The following is a 21,138-nucleotide window of genomic DNA, read 5'->3' as shown; positions in this document are numbered from 1 at the left end:
AAATGCAGTTCAATTGTTAGACAAAAATAACAGTTGAACTGCATTTCGTTTTTATTCGATTTTATAAATAACTATTATTTATTCAAACGTGCTAGTTAATAGTTCCTCCTAATCTTTGAAAGATACATTATCAGTTATATGCTTTAATGCATTAGTTCTAAGCTATTACCATCCGAATCGATAAAATAAACAGATGCATTACCTTAATGTGGGCGGACAAAGGGTTCAATGGATGAATTATTTCCAAATGGAACTGCATTAATTTTGAGTGATTGTAACCAATTTAACGATTCCTTTAAATCTTCATATGACACCCGAAAGTCATAAGTGTCGGCACGATGCGTGTGTTACGATTCCTGAAAGCTTTGATAAAGAAAGACATCATGAGGTGCAATTTTAAAAGTTTTGATGTAGGTCTATACGCTCTATACCAGTTCTATGATGGGCCTCATAAATTAAGTGTAGCGTATCAAAACATGTACGCAGATTGGCTACCAAATAGTGAGTATGATGCAGATTACGATAGAGAGAATTTAGAGTTTTGCTTAAATAATGTAGCGGAAAATCTAGAAGGTAAGCTAAAGGTTGATTTATTTGTACCAATAAAAAAAGAACCAATAAACAGAAATTTAAATAAGTATGTATGTATCTTGAATTATATATAACTATATCTTATATTTACTAATCAAATAGTAACGGAGGATGCCAATCTATTAGATGATGCATTTTTAAAAGGGTATTGTGCAGAGAAATTACCAAATAAACAAATGGATGAGACAATGCATATATGTTTATAATCGCATTTAAAGAGCGCCTTAGGGAGCTCTTTTTTCATTGAAATTAATGCACTTTTATGAGTTGTTCTTTATTTATATTTTCGACCTTACATTATGTAATTTTGCATAATGTTACATAAATTGTGTATTTTCCCTTTTTTTCGATAGAAACAAAAAGTATACTTTGTACAAGCTTTCTATTTTAAAAATTATACGAGGTGAAAAAATGAAAAACAAAAAGACATTAACTAAGGTAGCATTAACAACAGGATTAGCTTTAACAGCTGTAGCACCATACGGAGTAGGTCATGCAGAGGAAACAGACCAATTACAAGTTCAAATTCAGGAAGAATCGTTCCGTTCGGGTGAACTTACACAACCGTCACAAAAGGCACCAGAGAATGTAGTAAAAGATGCTCTTAAGGAGAAAACAGAACAAGCTCTTTCTCCAAAGCAAGTCAATGGGGAAACAGGAGTAGATTATAAAGTTCTTCAAAAACGTGGTTCATATGATGGGACTACACTTGTACGTATACAGCAAACATACGAAGGAAAAGAAATATATGGTCATCAATTAACTGCACACGTAGATAATAACGGTGTTATTAAAAGTATTTCAGGTGATAGCGCGCAAAATTTAAAACAAGAAGAATTGAAAAAACCTATCAAACTATCAAAAGATGAAGCAACACAATATATTTATACGAAGTACGGGAACGATATCAATTTTATTACTGAGCCAGAAGTTAAAGAAGTTATTTTTGTTGATGAAAATAATGGACAAGCTAGCAATGCATACCAGGTTACATTTGAAGCTGCAACACCAAACTATGTTTCTGGAACTTATTTAGTAAATGCACAAAATGGTGATATGTTAAAAAATATGGTACAAGAATCTAACTTAAAAGCAAGTGAAAAACTAGTTGGAGCATTAAAGAAAAGTAAAAAAAGCAATCTTACATCATTAACTGGAACAGGAAAAGATGATTTAGGTATATCACGTACATTTGGTATCTCTAAACAAAGTAATGGCAAATATGCTCTTGCTGATTATACAAGAGGGCAAGGAATTGAAACATACGATGTGAATTATAGAGATATTACTAAAGAAGAAAGCTATTATCCTGGTACATTAGCAACTAGTACTTCGGCAACATTTAACGATCCAAAAGCAGTAAGTGCTCATTACTTAGCAACAAAAGTATTTGATTTTTACAAAGATAAATACAAGCGTAATAGCTTTGATAACAAGGGACAAAAGGTAGTTTCAGTTGTACATGCTTGGGATTCCGGAGATACGAATGATCCGAAAAATTGGCAGAATGCTTTAAGTGCGAATAATGGAAGTATGCTTGTATATGGAGATCCTATCGTCAAAGCTTATGACGTAGCTGGCCATGAATTTACACATGCTGTTACTTCTAGCGAATCTAATCTTGAATACTACGGTGAATCTGGTGCGATTAATGAGGCGCTATCTGATATTATGGGAACATCTATTGAGAAATACGTAAATAATGGAAGCTTTAACTGGACGATGGGAGAACAAACTGGATCTGTTTTCCGTGATATGGAAAACCCGGCTTCTGTTCCATCTTCACTTGGTGTACCTTATCCAGATGATTACAGTGAATTTAATGATTTTAACGGATGGGATCAAGGTGGCGTTCATTTTAATTCAAGTATTATTAATAAAGTTGCGTATCTCATTGCAAAAGGTGGAACTCATAACGGTGTAACTGTTAAAGGGATTGGTGAAGATAAAATGTTTGATATCTTCTATTATGCAAATACAGATGAGTTAAATATGACTTCTAATTTCAAAGAATTGAGATCAGCATGTATTCGAGTGGCAACGAATAAATATGGAGCGAATACAGCTGAAGTTCAAGCAGTTCAAAAGGCATTTGATGCAGCAAAAATTAAGTAAGATTAAGTAAGTTAGAAATATAGTTTTCATTCATATATTATTACATTATGAAAAACAGCTACTGTCATTTTAAAGATAGTAGCTGTTTTTTTATGCAGCAATGTATGAGTAAAATAAACTTACTAAGTGATAATGAGGCTGTCTATTTTCAATAAGTTGTGACAAATATATAAGGATTAAAATTAAAAAACTGAAAATTAATAATATATTGACCTATTGCTAGGGAGTACTATAGAATGAAAGCGATAACAAACGATTGCTTTAAAATAATTTCCCTGATCTTTTAGTAATTACGAATATATGTAGACGTAATCAAATCTATTTTTTTAACAATTAATGCAAACGTTTTCGTAATGAAAAAGATCATTGAAATACATATGTGAAAATAGCCAATATGGGGGTGAAGTAAAAGAGATTTCTAGATTAATTTAACTAGTGTAATTTAGTACGAGCATAATAAATTGTGCCTACTATTTAAAGAAAGGGTGTATGTGGTGCAAATGGTAAAAAGATTAGTTAACAAATCAGTTTTATTACTTACTATAATCGTAATGTTATCATCTGTTTTCTCTTTTCAAAGTGTAAAGGCAGTTTCAAATTCGAAAACAACTGAAGTTATCATTCATTACAAAGAGCAATCTGGAAATATAAAGAACTGGAACCTTTGGACATGGGGAGAAAACGCAAATGGTAAATCATATGAATTTACCGGTGAAGATGAATTTGGAAAGTACGCTAAGATTAATATAGATGGTGAATATAATCGTGTAGGATTTATCATTCGTACAAATGAATGGGAAAAAGATGGTGGCGATCGTTGGATTGAAAATATAAAGGACGGTCGTGCTGAAGTGTGGATTCTTTCTGGTGATGATAAAGTATATAACTCTAAGCCTTCTTCGGATCTATCAATTCAAAAAGCAACTATTGATAGTTTCAATGAGATTACTGTAACGACTAATGTCCCGTTTCATGTTAAGGAACGGAAAATTGAAATTGAAGGCATTAAAATAAAGAATATTAGTCCTTATGATAGAAAAAGTGGAAATGTTACAAATAAGTTTAAAATAATTACGGAGCAGAAAATTGATTTAAAACAATCATACAAAGTGAAAATCGAAAACGTAGCTGATGCGTATACGGAAATCGGTAAAGTAATTCGTAGTGCGGAATTTGATCATTCATTTTATTATGGTGGTAACGATTTAGGTAATATATATACGCCGCAACATACGAAGTTCCGTGTATGGGCTCCTACTGCGAGTGAGGCGAAGTTAGTTACATATAAAAAATGGAACGATAAAATAGGTACTGAAATAAACATGCAACAAGGTGAAAAAGGCACTTGGAAAGTAGAACTTAAAGGGAACCAAAAAGGTATCTTTTATACGTATAAAGTGAAAATTGGTGATAAGTGGACTGAAGCAGTTGATCCGTATGCACGCGCTGCTTCTGTAAATGGAGATAAAGGGGCAGTTGTTGATTTAAAAGAAACAAACCCTAAAAAATGGAAAGTGGACAAAAAGCCAAAATTTAAAAACCCGGAAGACGCAATTATTTATGAATTGCATGTACGTGATCTTTCAATTCAGCCCGAAAGTGGCATTAAGCAGAAAGGGAAATATTTAGGCGTAACAGAAAAAGGAACAAAAGGGCCTGAAGGTGTGAAAACAGGACTTGATCATATAAAGGATCTTGGTGTTACGCACGTACAGCTTTTACCGATATTTGATTATGCATCAGTAAATGAAGAGAATTTAAACGAACCACAATATAACTGGGGATATGACCCGAAAAACTTCAACGTTCCAGAGGGATCCTATTCTACAAATCCATATGAGCCTACTGTACGAATAACTGAATTAAAGCAAGTAATTCAAACACTACATGATAATAATCTTCGTGTTGTGATGGATGTAGTATATAACCATATGTATAATGCTACTGAATCTAATTTTCATAAGTTAGTTCCAGGTTATTATTATCGTTACAATGAAGACGGAACATTTGCAAATGGAACTGGAGTAGGAAATGATACAGCTTCAGAACGAAAAATGATGAGAAAATTTATGGTGGATTCGGTCACATACTGGGCAAAAGAATATAATTTAGACGGATTCCGTTTTGATTTAATGGGTATTCATGATTATGAAACAATGAATGAAATACGTAAAGCTATTAATCAAATTGACCCTACTATTATATTGCATGGAGAAGGTTGGGATTTAAATACACCTCTTGCAGCTGAGTTGAAAGCAAATCAAAAAAATGCAGAGAAAATGAAAGGGATCGCTCATTTTAACGATAATATACGTGATGGATTGAAAGGTAGTGTATTTGAAGAGAAAGAAAATGGCTTTGTAAATGGGAAGGAAAACATGGAAGACCGTATTAAAAAAGGGATTACAGCAGGCATTGACTACGATATCAATTCGTCTACTTATCAAGATCCGGAGCAGGTGCTAACGTATGTGGAAGCACATGATAATCATACATTATGGGACAAACTTGAGTTGACTAATCCAGGTGACAGTGAAGAAGTGCGAAAACAAATGCACAAATTATCTTCTTCGATTTTATTAACATCACAAGGTATTCCATTCTTACATGCAGGACAAGAGTTTATGCGCACGAAATATGGTGATCATAACAGTTACAAATCCCCTGATACAATTAACCAAATGGACTGGTTGCGCCGTGCAGCATTTAATAATGAAGTAGATTATATGAAGGGCTTAATAGAATTACGCAAAAAGTACCCAGCTTTTCGAATGACATCTGCAGAGCAGATTAAAAAGCATATAACTTTTATCCATGTTCCAAAAAATGTTGTAGCTTATACAATAGATGGAAAGGGAAGTGGGAATAAAAGCGAATACTTTATGGTGGCTCACAATGCAAATAAGGAAGACATTGACATAACGCTTCCATCGAAAGGTCCTTGGAAAGTACTTGTGGACGGTAAAAAAGCAGGTAGTAAAACACTTTACGTTGTTCATGATAATAAAATTAAAATTCCTGCGTTAAGTTCATTAGTTTTAAAAACAGAGAAAACGATTAAATAATTACAAAAAGCGGAGTGAAGATTGTTTTCACTTCGCTTTTAAAGTTAAAGTAATATAATTTCACGTACTGTAATTTTATTACAATTCAATGAAAAACATAAGTAAATTTTGTAATTGCTGAGGTGATTGGAAAAATAGCAGGGAAATTCCATCTAAATTATCAACCGTTTGCAATATTGCCTGATGTGAATAAACTTGTCGACCATACTGTAGATAATTCATTTCCTAGTGACCATACGATTCTCTTTTTTTCAATTTGTTTTTCGTTTTGGCTTGTTCGTAAGAAAGTTGGTTGGTTATGGCTTATACTTGCATTTTGTGTAGGAATCTCTCGTATTTGGGTAGGAGTTCATTATCCTTTTGATGTTGCAATAGGGGCTTTAATAGGATGTGTTTCAGCATTGTTTTCTTATTTGTTAGTACCGAAATTTTCTTTTATCAAGAAATTGCTTACGATATATGAAAGAGTAGAGAAACATGTTTTACCATCCAAAAATAATTCAAAGGGATTTTGAGTATAGAAGTATAAAAAAGACTTTATCGATATTGCAAAATATTAGATTGATAGTGATGTATCGGGACTCTATAGTTAAATATAAGTTTCTTCAACTCTATCCAACCATTCAAAATAGCTTATTTTTTATTAAAGGATGCACCTTTTAAAATGACGTGATTTCTATATAGAAACATTAAAAGATATCTATATATCTTCCTCTATATTTATTGCATAGAAATTACACAATAAATATATTTTTCATCTTACATACATTAAATTAAGCCCAACTTTCTTCTTTTTCTATAAGTCCTTTAAATGGACAAACTTCTTACCAATATTCAAAACCGCTTACGCTTTTAGACTGTTTTTTCGGTTTTTCTTGATTAGGTCAATGAATAACTACACATAAACTCCTTATATCTATAGATAAACTACCGATTAGCTCCATATAGACTCTAGATAACATATATAGAATACAAGTTATCAAGGAGGTAAGAAAAAATGAATTTTATGAAACGCGCAATTCTCAGTATGAAAAAAAGGATAGGAACATCATTAATTTTGATGGCAGTATTTCTAATTGTTACAAATTTGGTTCTTTCAGGATTCACAATCCAAAATGCATCAAAAAAGGCAGCTGATGCTGCAAGAAAAAAACTAGGTGCAGATGTTACTTTAGGTCTTGATTTTGACAAATTAGTTCAAAAATCTAGAGAAACTGGAGAAATGCCAAAACCGCCGCAGCTCAATGTAAAAGAAACAGATCAATTAGCGAAGTCAAAATATGTAAAAGACTATAATTACATAACTAACACTTTCGGAATTTCTGATGGACTTAAACTAGTAGGAGCCTCAGATGAAGAAGAAGGGAAAGGTAAAGTGGGAATGGCGGCTGTACGAGGCGGTTCAAGCTCAGGAACAGAAATAGATATGAATGCATCTTTTACGATTGAGGGAGTTCGCAAGACAGCATTACAAGAAAGTTTTAAAAACGGAAAAAGTAAAATCATTGAGGGAAAACCAATTACAGAACAGATGAAAGATCAGAATGTAGCTTTAATGGAAAAACGATTAGCAGAATTAAATAATTTGAAAGTAGGAGACAAAGTAAAAGTGCAATCAGGGGATAAGAAGGAAACCCTCGAGATTGAAATTATCGGTATTTACGAAACGAATGAACAAGCAATGGGTCAACAGGCCCCTCCTATAATGGATCCAGCTAATAAACTATATATGCCGCATTCAACTATGAAAAAATTAGAAGTAGATCAAGGTATAAATAATGTTCAAGTCGTGTATTTCTTGAATGATCCACAATACATTGATGCATTTAAAAAAGAAGCAAAAAAATCTGATATTGATTTTAATTATTTTAAATTAGATGCACATGATTCATTGTACAAACAAATGATTGGTCCTATCGAAAATATCTCTTCTACTTCTCAAATGATTATTTATATTGTATCGATTGCAGGTGCGATTATATTAGGGTTAATCATTATGCTATCAATTAAAGGCCGCCGTAAGGAAATGGGGATTCTGTTATCTATTGGAGAGAAAAAGTGGAAACTGATGGCGCAGTTCGTAATAGAAGTAGTATGTATCGCTATTTTGGCATTTGGATTATCCCTAACAACAGGAGCCAAAGTTTCTCAATATATAGGGGATAATTTACTTTCGAGTGAAATCGCTATAGCAAGCGAAGAAACAGCCCCCACGCAAAATGGAACTGTAATGGTGTCTGGACCTGGTGGCACGCTACAAAATCAAAAAGAAGATCCGATTGATAAAATTGATGTAAGTGTAACAGGAGAAGATGTAGGGAAAATGGGAGGGATTGGACTAACTATTGCTATAATAGCAACGCTTCTTCCGGCATTATCTATTCTACGTTTAAACCCAAAACAAATTCTTTTAAAAGATGAATAAGGAGGCTTAACATGGAAACGATTTTACAATTTAAAAATTTGGATTATTATTATGAAAGTAATGGGAAAAATGTAGCGATACTAGACAATGTTAACTTTTCTTTTCAAAAAGGGCATTTCTACACGATTTTAGGACCATCTGGGTCTGGTAAAACTACAACTCTAAGCTTAGGTTGTGGACTGGATGTCCCTAAAAATGGTTATGTACTGTATAATGGCAAAGATATTCGAAAAATTGGTTTGGATCGATATCGTAATAAAAATGTATCTGTAATTTTCCAATCTTATAATTTGATTACTTATATGACTGCTCTTCAAAATGTCCTAACAGCGATGGAAATTACAGGTGTCAAAGTGAAAAATAAGACGGTAAGGGCATTAGAATTATTAGAGAAAGTAGGACTCACAGAAGTAGAAGCGAAACGAAACGTCTTGCAACTAAGTGGCGGGCAACAACAACGTGTAGCAATCGCTCGAGCATTATCTTGCAATGTTGATTTACTTATTGCAGATGAGCCGACGGGAAACCTCGACGAAGAAACGGCAATGGATATTATAGAACTGTTTCAAGAACTTGCACATAAAGAGAATAAATGTATTATTGTTGTAACGCATTCACAGGAAGTTGCAAAAAAATCCGATCGTGCAGTGTATTTAAGTAAGAAGAAGTTGGTCGTAAACCAAATCTAATACAAATATCTTAGTTTTTTAATTCACATAATTTTCAAAAACTAACTATTTCAAAAGCTTATATTTGATATATAGTAAAATTAAACCATAATCAAAATGGTCTCCCTGTATTGAATGTGAAGATAGTTTTTTGTTTCCTTTTTAACAATATTTGAAAAAGAACTTGTAGGATATTCTACAGGTTCTTTTTGTTATGATTAGTTACCTATATTATTGTCCCGTTTAACTGTTTATCAACATAGTTATTGAAGAATTAAACCTACTATCATAATTAAACTAAATACAATCATCCAGCCAAATGCACAATAGCCGAAGATTCTAATCCATTTAGGTAATTGATTCATGTTAACTTTATTTGTGGGAACTCCTTGCATAGAAAACATCATTTTTTGGTCTCTATCCCTATTATTTTGTTGTTCATACATAACATCATCACCTTTCTAGAACTATTGTGTTTATTGTATATCTGCCTGAAGAAATTATGTACAGAATAGAAGGTGCTAGCTTATATCTAATGTGAAAAATTTTATAAATAAAGAAGTTTAATTATCCATGTCTCTATGCGCTAACCATTTGGAATAAAGAAGTGATGTATCAGTTATACTATGTAATATTTCTTCATTACTAAATATGGTGGTAAATATGACTAAGCAAACAATTACTTTATTTCAAGTTTCTATGATACTCATTGGTAGTATTGGGATAATTAATCATGTCATTATGATTCCTATGTTATTAGATACATCAGGTAGAGATTCATGGATTTCTATCATATTAGTAAGCATCCTATACTTGCTTTGGATTTCAATAATATTCATCATATATAAAAACATAAAAAATGAACATTTGTTTTTGTGGCTAAAAAATAATTTCGGGAAATTCAGTGTATATCCAATCATATTCATAGTTGCACTTTATTTAATAACGATTGGTGTCGTTGCACTAAAAGAAACCTTAACCTTTTTCTCTTTTTATTTACCAGAAACACCTCACTTTGTATTAGGAATACTTTTTTCGTTGATTTGTCTCTATAATGCTACAAAAGGAATTCAATCTATTGCACTTACAACAGGTGTTTTGTTACCAATTGTATTTTTACTTGGTTTTTTTGTAATGTTTGCAAATGTTCCACATAAAGATTATTCTTTACTTCAGCCAATGATGGAAAATGGAATGAATCCAATATTTAGGGGAATGGTTTATCCTGCAGCAGGATTTCTAGAATTAATTTTTATTCTTTTTTTACAACATCATATTTGTTCAAAAATAAAATTATATCAATTGATTGCTTTAGGTATTGTTATTATTGGTATCACAATAGGCCCAGTTATGGCAGCTATTATAGAATTTGGTCCTTTCGCAGCAGCAAACCAACGATATCCAGCATTTGAAGAATGGAGACTTGTGTCAATAGGTAGGTACATTGAAAATTTAGACTTTCTCTCCGTGTATCAGTGGCTTGTAGGAATCTTTATTCGTCTATCGCTTGTTGTTTTTCTCATTCCAGATTTGTTATCAATTACAAATCGGAAAACAAGAAATGGGGTTATGTTTGTAATACTTTCATGTATTTTAGTAATAAGTATATTACCCATCAGTGACTCTAGTTTCTATTGGTTTGTATCTCAAATTGTTTTGCCAGTTTCAGCATTAGGACTATTTTTGTTTTCTATATTACTAATGGTGTTTGTGTGGGTTGTTAAATTTAAGAAAAGCTCTTGAAAGAGTATGAGAATGTATTTTATATAAGGTTGCTGAGTTTGAAGGAGACAATGTAGATGAACAAACGAGTAGAATTAAACAAGAAGATAATACTAGAGTGGTTTGAAGGGTGCAACGATGTAAAAGTAATAAAGCGTGAATTGGATGAAAAAGAAAAAATAAGGTCAGTATTGTTTATTTATTGTCAAAACTTAATTGATAATACAAAATTAAAACAAGCCACATCATCTCAAGTTTGCAAAAAGCTTTTAAGTAATTCTATAGAAGAATTAAACCTTTCAACATTAATTCCTCAGTTATCAGTAAAGAAATTAGATATAGTAAATTCGAATGAAACTATATCTAAGATTATATTTGAAGGTAACCTCCTCATAATTTTTGAAGAATCTAAACAAGGGTATATAGTTGATATTGCCCAAATACCTACAAGATCAGTTGAGCAAACAAATACAGAAATGACCATTCGTGGTGGACGTGATGGATTTGTTGAAGAGTTAAACACAAATATAGGATTAATTAGAAAAAGGTTAAAAACAAGTTCTCTTAGTTATGAAGAATTTATTATTGGAGAAAGAACACAAACTAAAGTAGCCCTCTTGTATTTAAAAGATATTGCATCCCGAGATATCATTAATCAAGTTCGATTAAAATTAAGAAAAATTAAAATAGATGGGATTGTTTCAAGTGCACAGATTGAAGAATTAATTACAAACAATCAATTTAGTGTATTTCCTTTAGTTGAATATACAGGACGTCCTGATTATGCTGTGAATTGTTTGTTGTATGGGCGTTTTATTTTATTAGTCGAAGGGTCACCGACAGCCACTATTGCTCCAGTTACATTTCCTTTTTTTGTGAATACATCTGAAGATCAAGATTTTTTCTATATATTCGGTAGCTTTGTACGGCTTGTAAGTCTTTTTGGGATAGCAATTTCTATATTTCTTCCAGGAATTTGGATAGCATTAATTACATATCATCCAGATCAGATTCCCTATACGTTGTTAGCTACATTAAGCTTATCAAGAGAAGGGATTCCTTTTCCTGCTCCTTTAGAAGGCCTAATAATGATGACCCTATTTGAAGTTTTGAGGCAAGCAGGATTGCGTGTTCCTGCGGTATTTGGTCAAACATTATCTGTGGTAGGGGGATTGATTATTGGACAAGCCGCCATTAGTGCTGGAATTGTTTCAGCATCTATGGTCATTATAATAGCAATCTCGGTTGTTTCGACATTTGCTTTAACTAATCAGTCGGTAACAGGGATAATAAGTATATTGCGATATATAGTATTTGTAGTGTCTTCTTTATTAGGTATAGTAGGATTTATCTTCTGTGTTCTTGTGATGGCGATACATGTAGTGAATTTACGATCTTTTGGAGTCCCATTCTTTACACCATATTCACCCCCTGTATTTAAAAGTATGCTAGCAGCCACATTTAGAATTCCTTTCACGTATATGAAAAAAAGACCAAAAGAATTGCATACTCAAGATAATACAAGGAAAAGAGAGAGTACCGATGAAGAAAAATAAAAGAATAGTTATATTTCTTTTTATGATGTGTACATTTCTAACAGGGTGTTGGGATCAAAGAGAGTTGCATCACGTTTTGTATATAAATAGTCTAGGTATCGATTTTAAAGATAATAATTATATCATTCGTCCGCAATTTATTAATTTTTCTAACATAGCTAAACAAGAAGGGAGCACTACTCGTAATTATAGCCAGGCCTATATTGGAAAGGGAAAAGGACCCATTTTAGATGAGGCAGCATTTGATTTTTATAAGGGGGCTCAACAAGAAATCTCATGGGAGCATCTCAAAACAATTGTTGTAACAGAGCGATTTTTAAAACATGGTGACATAAATCAATTTAATGATTTTTTCTCTCGTTTTTTTCAATTTCGAGACACTATGTGGATATTTGGAACTAAGGAACCTCTAGAAAATATATTAGCGAACAATAATATTTTAAATATTTCTCAATTATATACAATCATTAATTTACCAAAAGAGATAACCAAGCAATATACAATAATAGATCCTTTACCTTTATATAAATTCCAAAGAAATTATTATGAACCCGGGATGACAACTCGTATTCCTTTCTTAGCTACGACTAAAGCATATTGGAAAAAAGGGCATACATCATTTCCAATGTTAAAATTTAGTGGTTATGGTTTTATAAGTGATAAATCCTATATAAATCATTTAAACAGCCATGATATTGCTGGGATTCGCTGGACGGATGAAAATACGAAACGAGCTCCATTACTTTTAAAATTTAATCAGAAAATTATTGGACATATAGTATTGAAAAACCCGAAGATAGATACAAAATATTTTGTGAAAAATGGAAAGTTACACATGCTTATGAACATCCATTTCGACGCTGATATTTTTCAATTAATACACTCTATGACTGTAAATGATATTAAAAAAATTGCAGAGGCCCAAGTTGAAAAAGAAATTAAAAAAACGTACCGAAAAGGAATCGAAAGAGGGATTGACACGTATCAGTTATCCCATTCTTTATATCGGCAGAATAATAAATTATGGAAAAAACACAAAAAAGAGGGGGGGATATCCCTTCAAAATAAAGAATTAGATTTAAATGTCTCGATTAATATAGCTACAAATGGAAAATCTAAAAATAAGCGTAATATGATTGAGCATTAGAATGGTTGAAGGTGAGAGGAAGCATAAAATATTAACTCTAAATAGGAGATTCGAACGTGAATGACCATTCCGGTGTGGTGGCATCTTCAATAGGATTAAGATGAGAATTTGATTAGATCAGAAGGAGGATATTGCCTCCTTCGTTGCCTAAAAACACGCTTACATTTCTTGGTGTTTAGATAAAGTAGAAGTCTTTCAAACTATATGTGCTGCAAAATAGGAACGGCTTAAACTCATTACTTTGATTTATTCTTTACTTTTAAAGAATCTAACACTATTTTAGTTGCGTCCGCAATAAGTTTATCCTCATATTTCGCATCCTCTTTAGCATGATTAGAAAGTACCGCAAGAACAATTGGCTTTTTATTTGGTGGCCAAATAATTGCGATATCATTCCTTGTTCCATAAGACCCAGAGCCAGTCTTATCGGCTACTTCCCATTCTTCTGGAACTCCAGCACGGATTAAGTTGTCCCCCGTAGTATTTTTTTTCATCAAATCTATTAAAAAGTTCCGTTTCTCAATTGGAAAGATATCACTTAGCGCGTAAGTTTGAAGACTAGTAGCTAAAGCCATTGGGGTACTGGTATCACGAGTGTCACCTGGCTGCACTTCATTTAATTCTGGTTCAAAACGTTCGGGATTTGTAATGGAATCTCCTATTTCTCTTAGTGATTTTTTGAATTCACTTGGCCCACCTAATTGTTTAAGAATAAGATTTTGTGCAGTATTATCACTATATCGAATGGAAGCATCTGCAAGCTCCTTCAGAGTCATACCTGTATCTACATATTTTTCTGTAATTGGATTGTAATTCACAAGATCTTTGCTGGTATACTTAATTTTTTGATCTAAATCTTCTATTGATTTCTTTTGTAACAGTGCTCCAACAGCAAGGGCTTTGTGGGTAGATGCGTATGCAAAGCGTTCATCTGAACGATAAGTAACAGTTTGATTCGTACCTGTGTCCAATGCATAAATACCGAGTTTAGCATCATATTTTTTTTCAAGCTTTACAAAAGAATGCCTACTTGTATTTTCTTGTTTGGCTTGTTTCGGTGGTTCAGATTGAATATTACTATTGGAACAACCTATAAGCGTTACACATGAAAGTAATACTACAGGTAGCACCTTTTTATAATGTGCAATGTGAAAAAACTTCTTTGAAACTATCATACATTTTCAACCTCTTTCAAGAATATATGGATTTTGTATACCTATACAATTAACAAATGCACTGGATAGCACTCCTCTTGTATTTCTTATATTACAAAATGAGAGGACTATCAAGAACACCTTTTTTATACGTAATAGACAATCTAAGTAACACATTTGTTCCATTTATAATCAAATTTTTTAACATATCTATATCTATTAACTTTGTTTTTAAGCATCGCAAACTCCATTTTTTGAACTTCACTTTACTTAATTTAATATGGATTTAGATTGAGTTTTTCTTGTAACGGGAATTTCAATTGGATAGCCCATATATAACAAACTCGTTTCGGATAGAATAAGTAATAACAACTACTGATTTTATTTTAAGATTGGATGGTAGAAATAAAAATCTTAAAAAAACGAAAAGTCCACTTATTGATTCCTAATAAGATTATACTTGCTACAAAAACAAACAAACTCGTCCTACTAAGAGGGGAGTTTGTTTGTTTTTTGTTTAGATAAAGGAATGTTCATGCAAAATTGCACACTTTGTTCCATATTTTTTATGGAATACTTTATATTTAGCGTTTCAAGAATTTGTTTAACAATATATAGCCCCAAACCACTTCCTCCAGTATTTCGATTCCTAGATTTTTCAATTCGATAAAATGGTTTGAAAATTTGTTGTATATCTTCATCTTTAATATTGATACCTGTATTTATAATTTGCATTTTGATTTGACCATGTTTAGAATCCTTATTTAACTTTATATAGACTTTTTCATTATGTGGTGAATACATAACTGCATTATGGATAATATTTTTACATGCTTTTTCAAAAAGAACACGATCTGTATAAACAGAAAAGTCAGAGTCAATTTCTTTTATTATTTGGATGCTTTTTTGAGAAGCGAAAAATTCGAGATCTTTTGTGATTGTACCTATTAACTTTGAAAGATTAACCTCTTCTATTTTTAGTTTAAAAGTGTGTTGTTCTAACTTTGACATACTTAAAATTTCACGAACTAATTGTTCCATACTTTCAATAATTTGATGATTTTTCTTTAAATATTGATCACGATTTTGATAAGGCCCAATATTGTATATCATCCCTTCTAAGTATCCTTTCATTACAGTAAGAGGGGACTTTAATTCATGTGCTACAATCGCAAAAAACTCTCTGCGTTTAGTTTCTATTTCTCTTTCTTTTTCAATATCATTTTTTAATTGTTCATTTGCTTTTTTTAAATCAAACATAGCTTGTTGTAAGTTAATAGACATGTCATTCAAACTATTAGATAATTCTCCTAACTCATCTGTAGAGCGAACCTCAATTTTTTCGGAGAAATCTAAATTTGCCATCTTTTGTGCACCCTCATTAATATAAATAAGTGGCTTTGTAATAAACCTGGAATAGAAATAAGCACTCCCTATACCAATTACGAGTACAATGATACTAATATAGGGGAGAAAACGTACTAATACTTGCGAAGCTTCATCTATCGGTTGAAATGTTGCGAACACTACAAGCGTTAAACTACCATCTTGGAATTGGATTGGTTCCGTAGCATTATATGAATTGCTAATGGTACCTACATTCTCAAATCGTGTGGCTTTAGTAACTACTGTTGTTTGTGTACCACTTTGAATAAAAGAAAATGAAGGCGAGTAAATAATAACTCCTTCTTTATTTTGAAGCGAAAGCATCGCGTTATTTTTTTTTGCGTATTCATCAAAAAGTGGTATCGCATCTTGAAACGTAAGATCTTTGGACTTAGCAATTATTTCTTTTATCCCTGTTTGAAGTTGATCTGTTTTGTATTGCTCATAAAACGTAGGGAGAAAGAAATATAAAGTTAAATAAATCAACACTGCAAAGGATAACAAAATGAGAGATGTAGTCATAAAGAGTTTATAAGTAATTTGCTTCATCTTCATGACTTTTAAAATTCTATTCATCAACTTTATAACCAATGCCCTTTATTGTTTTAATGTAGGGGATAGCTAGTTTTTTACGTAGGTTTTTAATATGTGTATCTATTATTCGTGTTTCCCCAAAATAATCGTATCCCCAAACTTTTTCTACGATATTTTCTCTTGTCAGTACTTTTCTCTCATTTTGAAATAGTAGTTGTAGAATTTCGAACTCTTTTGTCGTTAACAAAATTTCAACATCATTTACATATACTCGATATGCATCAACATCAATGCACACTTCTTTAAATACCAAATGATTATTTACATTTTTATCATAACTTCTTCTAAGTACAGCTTCGACTCGTCTAATCAAAACATGAAACGAAAAGGGTTTTGTTATATAATCATCAATCCCAAGATCGAACCCTTTCATTTGATCTTCCTCTTCTTCTAACGCAGTTAGCATAATAATTGGTATGTTTGACTGACTTCGAATCATTTTAGCAACTTCAAATCCATTAAGATTGGGCATCATTACATCTAGAAGAACTAAATCAAAGTATTGCTTATTAAATTGTGTCATACCCTCTAGTCCATCTGAAGCAACTACCACTGTATACTGTTGTGTCATTAAAAATTGTTTAATTAATTCCTGAATTTCTTGATCGTCCTCAACCACGAGGATATGATAGTTTTTCATAATATCACCTCTGGTAGTCATTATAGCCGTACTATCTGTAGTTTATGTGGAGATACAGTAGGAAACTTCATAAGACGTTTAACATATTAACTCCATTTTTCAAGATTGTGTATTCTCCGTAAAAAAGTATTATTACCCATATTCCCTTTTTATGGAGAAATATTTGTGCGCATAAAAAAACTTATTATATAAAAAACTGACCGATTAATATTTACGAAAACTAATGTATAATAATGTAAAATGTATGTAGTTTTTTAAACTTTTCGAAAATATACTTTCGGAACTTTAATAGAAGGGAGAAAGGGAAATAAATTTAAATATAAAAGAAGCTAGCGAAATTCTAGAGCGTACGCCACAAACTTTGGAGTTTTTTTGCTAATTTAGTAAAGGCCTAAGGTGCGAACTAAGGATTATTTAAATTATGTGAGAAAGGTTGTGAAATTATTTAATGAGTTATAAAGCGATGCTATTTGATTTAGATGATACGTTACTTGATAGAGATAAAGCAGTAGATACCTTGTTTTTATTAGTTTTAGAAAAGTGTTATGAGGATGTTAGTGATACGGTCAAAAACAATATGCTACAGAAATTCAAAGAGTACGATAAAAGGGAATATGGCATTAGTAATAAAACTATAGTTATAGAATCTTTATTTGATGAATTCGCGCCGAAATATAGATTGCCACGCAATTATATCCAAGATTTTTGGAATGAACATTTCCCTAAATGTTTTTCAATTGACCAAAATACTATTCATTTCTTAAATCATATAAAGAGGCACTTTAAAATGGGAATAATAACAAATGGCTCAACTCAGAGGCAAAAGGCTAAAATAATTAATACGAATTTAAACAATTACTTTGATACAATCATTATTTCTGAAGAAGTAGGATTGAGTAAACCTGATAAACGTATATTCGAACTAGCATTAAATAAGCTAAATGCACAGCCGGAAAATACCTTATTTGTTGGGGATGACTTAGAAAAGGATATTGCTGGTCCTCAAAATGCAAATATAAAAGGTGTGTGGTTTAACCCTCAGAAAATCAAGAACACAACAGAAATACAACCGTATGCCGAGATTTATACTTTGGATAGTTTGTTAAGTTATGTTACATCACAATATTTTTATAACAAGTAAAACCAATCTCGACATTTAATAATTTCATTGACCGTACTAGTATTATAAATAATCTATATTTAAAATAAAAAGAGCCTACTTTATTCGCTGTCTCTAATTTGAATTATGATTAATATGAAGAGCTGCAATACAAATTTATTCATACTGTGTAAGTAATAAAGGGGTGGGATTATGGAAATAAAGAAATTAGTTATCGATGGAATAAATATTGCTGTCATAAAAAACGATAAGGTAGTAATTTCCGATGTTCAAACTGCATTGGATCTTATGGCAACAGTTCAATATGAGGTGGATGCGAAACATATTATCATTGACAAATCATTAATAAGCGAAAGTTTCTTTGACTTAAAAACACGCCTTGCTGGTGATATTCTTCAAAAGTTTATAAACTACAGAGTAAAGATTGCTATCATTGGAGATTTTTCTATGTATACTAGTAAAAGCTTAAAGGATTTTATTTATGAATGTAATAAAGGACAAGACATTTTTTACTTTGCAACTGAACAGCAAGCAATTGAAAAAATAAGTACATTGAAGCTTTAATAATTCCCAGTAAAATTTCTTTCTTTTTCACGTCGCTTATTATTTACATCATATAAGAACTGATGTTTGTGATAAACTAAGAGGTGAATAAAGGGGGAATTTTCTTGAATAAATTTAATGATGTAATCCGAAATTTAGACAATATAATTTACAAACCTAACGAATTAATAATCACGAATCTAAAAGAAGAACAGCAAAACGCAGAATATGCGGGTTGTTTATTTCACTTAAATAACAAGACTATTCGTTTTAGAGTATCAAAAATTACGCCTAATAAAATTGGGCAATTTGTTTCTTTTTGGGAGAAAGATGACAATATGCAAAATCAAGCGTTTTCTTATGACGCTGCTCCTGACCTATTAGTTATTACTTGTATTGATGATAATAAACTAGGACAATTTATTTTCCCTAAAGAAATTCTACTTAAAGAAAAAATATTGAAAACGCAAAGTCAAAAAGGAAAGATGGCTATGAGAATTTATCCGCTTTGGGATACTCCTGTTAGCAATCAAGCGAAAAAGAGCCAAATGTGGCAACTGCAATATTTTGTTGATTTAAGTGATCCAAATAATTTAGCTATTGACAAACTATTACATTTGTATTCGTAGCTTCTTGTTTTAGTTTTGAATGTCAATTCGTTGCCGAATGCCAGAGTATGATAATAATTTTTCTCGTAGAATATTTTTTGTACCGGTACAGTTAAATGAAATGTACATTGTTTCAGTACCCCATCAAATTTACAATCAGCATATACTATTTTAACTTATACATGTTAAGGGGTGCTTACTATGACAAATCTACAACATAAGCTTTTTACAAGATTGAATCTTGCAAACCGTACTGAAGTGAAGTTTGAAGAATTAAATACAATTCTCTTTGCATTTGCACACACTATACCATTTGAGAATTTAGATGTTATAGCACGTAATGCGAATACAATTACTATGGAAAATTTACAGAATAAAATTTTAAATACGTCCCGCGGCGGACTTTGTTATGAATTAAATACTCTTTTTTACTACTTTTTACAAGATTGTGGTTATGATGTACAGCTTGCACTTGGTACTGTATATAAAAATGATATAAACGCATGGGCACTTGAGGATGGACATATTACGATTATTTTAAATTATGATAACGTACGATACTTAATTGATGTAGGTATTGCTTCTTTAGTACCTCTAGTCCCTGTACCTTTTGCAGGTGGAGCTGTTTCCTCTAAAAATGGTACGTATCGAGTGAGACGAAAAGATACCAGTAAAGGAAATTACATTCTAGAAAGAAAAGATACAAACGGTGAGTGGAAAGTTTGTCATGCATTTTATAATCGTATCATTGATGAGGCGGTAGTGAATGATGTTCAAAAAAGAGTAATAGAAGATGAGAAATCTATTTTCAATAAAAGACCAATTGCAGTTAAATTGACGGTCTCTGGCCATGTCTCTTTAACGAATACGAGTTTAACTGAAATGATTCATGGGGAAAAAACAAAATGTGAAATTACAGAAGATCAATATAGAGAGCTATTAAATACTTTATTTGCTATTGAGTTGTGGTGAAACAAATAGCTAGCCGGTTCTTACGCAGAATCGGCTATTTTTATTAACTTTAATTTGAAACTAACTATTAAAGTTTGATTTTCTAATTAGATATAATACACTAGAACAGTATGGAAAATTATAAACAATGAATTTTGAATGTAAAGGAAGATTTTTATGTCAATTATTGATAAATTGAAACTGAATAAGTATACAAATATGGTCGTAATTAATGAACCTAGTGATTATGATATTTTTACAGGGAAAGAAACTGCATTTTCAAAAGAACACGATGCCATTTTTGTTTTTGTAGAAACACTTGATGAAATGGTGAAACAAACGAATTATATTATTAGTAATGAAGAATTACTAATTGAAAAAGGCTACATATTCTTCGCGTATCCGAAAAAAGGGAATTCTCGTTACAGTACGTTTATTCACCGTGATGAGATGTTTCCTGCATTAAGCGTTGGCGAAGATGGGTATGTAGGACAGAGTGATATTAAATTTGCACGAATGGTGAGTATGGACGACGTCTTTACTGTTGTAGGTTTAAAGCGTGAAAAGAAAAAAGAGAAGAAAACGCCTGCTATGAGTCAATGTGTTGCCGATTATGCAGATCGTATTAAAGACGTTGAAGCACTATTGGCTAATCATCCAAATGAACTTAAGTTTTATCAAAGTTTAACACCTGGGTATCAAAAAGATTGGGCACGTAATTTATTTTCTGTAAAACAAGAAAAAACACGCGATAAACGTCTTGAGAAAATGATTGAAATCCTTTCACAAGGCTATAAAACAATTGAATTATTCCGTAAGAAGAAAAAATAATGGTTAGGAACGTCACAATGAT

Annotated in this window: 16 protein-coding genes and 3 pseudogenes; 14 read left to right on the top strand and 5 right to left on the bottom strand. The window is 31.8% G+C overall.

Annotated features, from left to right (window positions below; genetic code table 11):
- Nucleotides 1-108 precede the first annotated feature (108 nt).
- Nucleotides 109-320, bottom strand: a pseudogene (locus ACHZK0_RS13025) (fosfomycin resistance protein); the annotation flags it as partial.
- Here ACHZK0_RS13025 and ACHZK0_RS13020 point away from each other — a divergent pair.
- From ACHZK0_RS13020 to ACHZK0_RS12995, 6 genes and pseudogenes are all read left to right on the top strand, one after another.
- A pseudogene (locus ACHZK0_RS13020) lies at nucleotides 320-665 on the top strand (GyrI-like domain-containing protein); the annotation flags it as partial. The pseudogenes ACHZK0_RS13025 and ACHZK0_RS13020 overlap by 1 nt on opposite strands.
- Nucleotides 666-1,002: 337 nt before the next feature.
- Nucleotides 1,003-2,706: a M4 family metallopeptidase gene (locus tag ACHZK0_RS13015; protein WP_262742706.1), complete on the top strand. Its 1,704-nt coding sequence runs from the start codon at nucleotides 1,003-1,005 to the stop codon at nucleotides 2,704-2,706.
- 494 nt (nucleotides 2,707-3,200) lie between these two features.
- Nucleotides 3,201-5,771: a type I pullulanase gene (gene pulA, locus ACHZK0_RS13010; RefSeq protein ID WP_395761667.1), complete on the top strand. Its 2,571-nt coding sequence runs from the start codon at nucleotides 3,201-3,203 to the stop codon at nucleotides 5,769-5,771.
- Between the two features lie 101 nt (nucleotides 5,772-5,872).
- Nucleotides 5,873-6,286: pseudogene (locus ACHZK0_RS13005) on the top strand (undecaprenyl-diphosphatase); the annotation flags it as partial.
- A 482-nt stretch (nucleotides 6,287-6,768) separates the two neighbouring features.
- Nucleotides 6,769-8,196, top strand: a complete 1,428-nt coding sequence (locus ACHZK0_RS13000; RefSeq protein WP_270344306.1) for an ABC transporter permease — start codon at nucleotides 6,769-6,771, stop codon at nucleotides 8,194-8,196.
- An 11-nt stretch (nucleotides 8,197-8,207) separates the two neighbouring features.
- Nucleotides 8,208-8,885, top strand: a complete 678-nt coding sequence (locus ACHZK0_RS12995; protein WP_270344305.1) for an ABC transporter ATP-binding protein — start codon at nucleotides 8,208-8,210, stop codon at nucleotides 8,883-8,885.
- Nucleotides 8,886-9,127: 242 nt separating this feature from the next.
- On the opposite strand, the gene ACHZK0_RS12990 is transcribed toward ACHZK0_RS12995, so the two are convergent.
- Entirely contained in the window at nucleotides 9,128-9,310 is a 183-nt protein-coding gene (locus ACHZK0_RS12990) for a hypothetical protein (protein ID WP_002172101.1), read from the bottom strand.
- Between the two features lie 217 nt (nucleotides 9,311-9,527).
- Here ACHZK0_RS12990 and ACHZK0_RS12985 point away from each other — a divergent pair, with 217 nt between their 5' ends.
- From ACHZK0_RS12985 to ACHZK0_RS12975, 3 genes are read left to right on the top strand one after another with little or no spacing between them, the layout of a single operon-like run.
- Nucleotides 9,528-10,607: an endospore germination permease gene (locus tag ACHZK0_RS12985; protein WP_395761666.1), complete on the top strand. Its 1,080-nt coding sequence runs from the start codon at nucleotides 9,528-9,530 to the stop codon at nucleotides 10,605-10,607.
- 56 nt (nucleotides 10,608-10,663) lie between these two features.
- Nucleotides 10,664-12,142: a spore germination protein gene (locus ACHZK0_RS12980; RefSeq protein ID WP_270343985.1), complete on the top strand. Its 1,479-nt coding sequence runs from the start codon at nucleotides 10,664-10,666 to the stop codon at nucleotides 12,140-12,142.
- The gene (locus tag ACHZK0_RS12975) at nucleotides 12,129-13,289 is read left to right on the top strand and encodes a Ger(x)C family spore germination protein (protein ID WP_270608229.1); all 1,161 of its coding nucleotides are present in this window, start codon (nucleotides 12,129-12,131) and stop codon (nucleotides 13,287-13,289) included. Before ACHZK0_RS12980 ends, ACHZK0_RS12975 begins: the two co-directional genes overlap by 14 nt.
- A gap of 236 nt (nucleotides 13,290-13,525) precedes the next feature.
- Here ACHZK0_RS12975 and bla read toward each other — a convergent pair whose 3' ends face one another.
- The 3 genes from bla to ACHZK0_RS12960 form a co-directional block, all read right to left on the bottom strand.
- A complete protein-coding gene (gene bla, locus ACHZK0_RS12970; RefSeq protein ID WP_395761665.1) occupies nucleotides 13,526-14,464 on the bottom strand; it encodes a class A beta-lactamase in 939 nt (312 codons plus the stop codon).
- A gap of 468 nt (nucleotides 14,465-14,932) precedes the next feature.
- Complete coding sequence (locus tag ACHZK0_RS12965; protein ID WP_395761664.1) at nucleotides 14,933-16,405, bottom strand: sensor histidine kinase; 1,473 nt, start codon at nucleotides 16,403-16,405, stop codon at nucleotides 14,933-14,935.
- Complete coding sequence (locus ACHZK0_RS12960; protein WP_087956180.1) at nucleotides 16,398-17,063, bottom strand: response regulator transcription factor; 666 nt, start codon at nucleotides 17,061-17,063, stop codon at nucleotides 16,398-16,400. The genes ACHZK0_RS12965 and ACHZK0_RS12960 overlap by 8 nt, the downstream gene beginning before the upstream one ends.
- Before the next feature lie 448 nt (nucleotides 17,064-17,511).
- On the opposite strand from ACHZK0_RS12960, the gene ACHZK0_RS12955 reads away from it, so the two are divergent.
- The 5 genes from ACHZK0_RS12955 to ACHZK0_RS12935 all read left to right on the top strand — a co-directional run bounded on the left by ACHZK0_RS12955 (nucleotide 17,512) and on the right by ACHZK0_RS12935 (nucleotide 21,116).
- Nucleotides 17,512-18,204, top strand: a complete 693-nt coding sequence (locus ACHZK0_RS12955; protein WP_395761663.1) for an HAD family hydrolase — start codon at nucleotides 17,512-17,514, stop codon at nucleotides 18,202-18,204.
- Nucleotides 18,205-18,375: 171 nt separating this feature from the next.
- Nucleotides 18,376-18,747 carry a DUF4180 domain-containing protein gene (locus tag ACHZK0_RS12950; protein ID WP_395761662.1) on the top strand — a complete coding sequence of 124 codons (372 nt, stop codon included), beginning with the start codon at nucleotides 18,376-18,378 and terminating at the stop codon, nucleotides 18,745-18,747.
- 104 nt (nucleotides 18,748-18,851) lie between these two features.
- Nucleotides 18,852-19,355 (top strand): MepB family protein, encoded by a 504-nt coding sequence (locus ACHZK0_RS12945; protein ID WP_270343991.1) that lies wholly within the window; start codon nucleotides 18,852-18,854, stop codon nucleotides 19,353-19,355.
- A gap of 180 nt (nucleotides 19,356-19,535) precedes the next feature.
- Nucleotides 19,536-20,306 (top strand): arylamine N-acetyltransferase family protein, encoded by a 771-nt coding sequence (locus ACHZK0_RS12940; RefSeq protein ID WP_395761661.1) that lies wholly within the window; start codon nucleotides 19,536-19,538, stop codon nucleotides 20,304-20,306.
- 156 nt (nucleotides 20,307-20,462) lie between these two features.
- Entirely contained in the window at nucleotides 20,463-21,116 is a 654-nt protein-coding gene (locus tag ACHZK0_RS12935) for a YdeI/OmpD-associated family protein (protein ID WP_242250613.1), read from the top strand.
- The last annotated feature ends 22 nt before the right edge of the window (nucleotides 21,117-21,138 follow it).

The sequence above is a fragment of the Bacillus sp. 3G2 genome (genome assembly GCF_044324725.1).
Lineage (GTDB): Bacteria > Bacillota > Bacilli > Bacillales > Bacillaceae_G > Bacillus_A > Bacillus_A mobilis.
The sequence above is the reverse complement of the archived record's forward strand: the minus strand, read 5'-3'. Positions and strand labels throughout refer to the sequence as shown.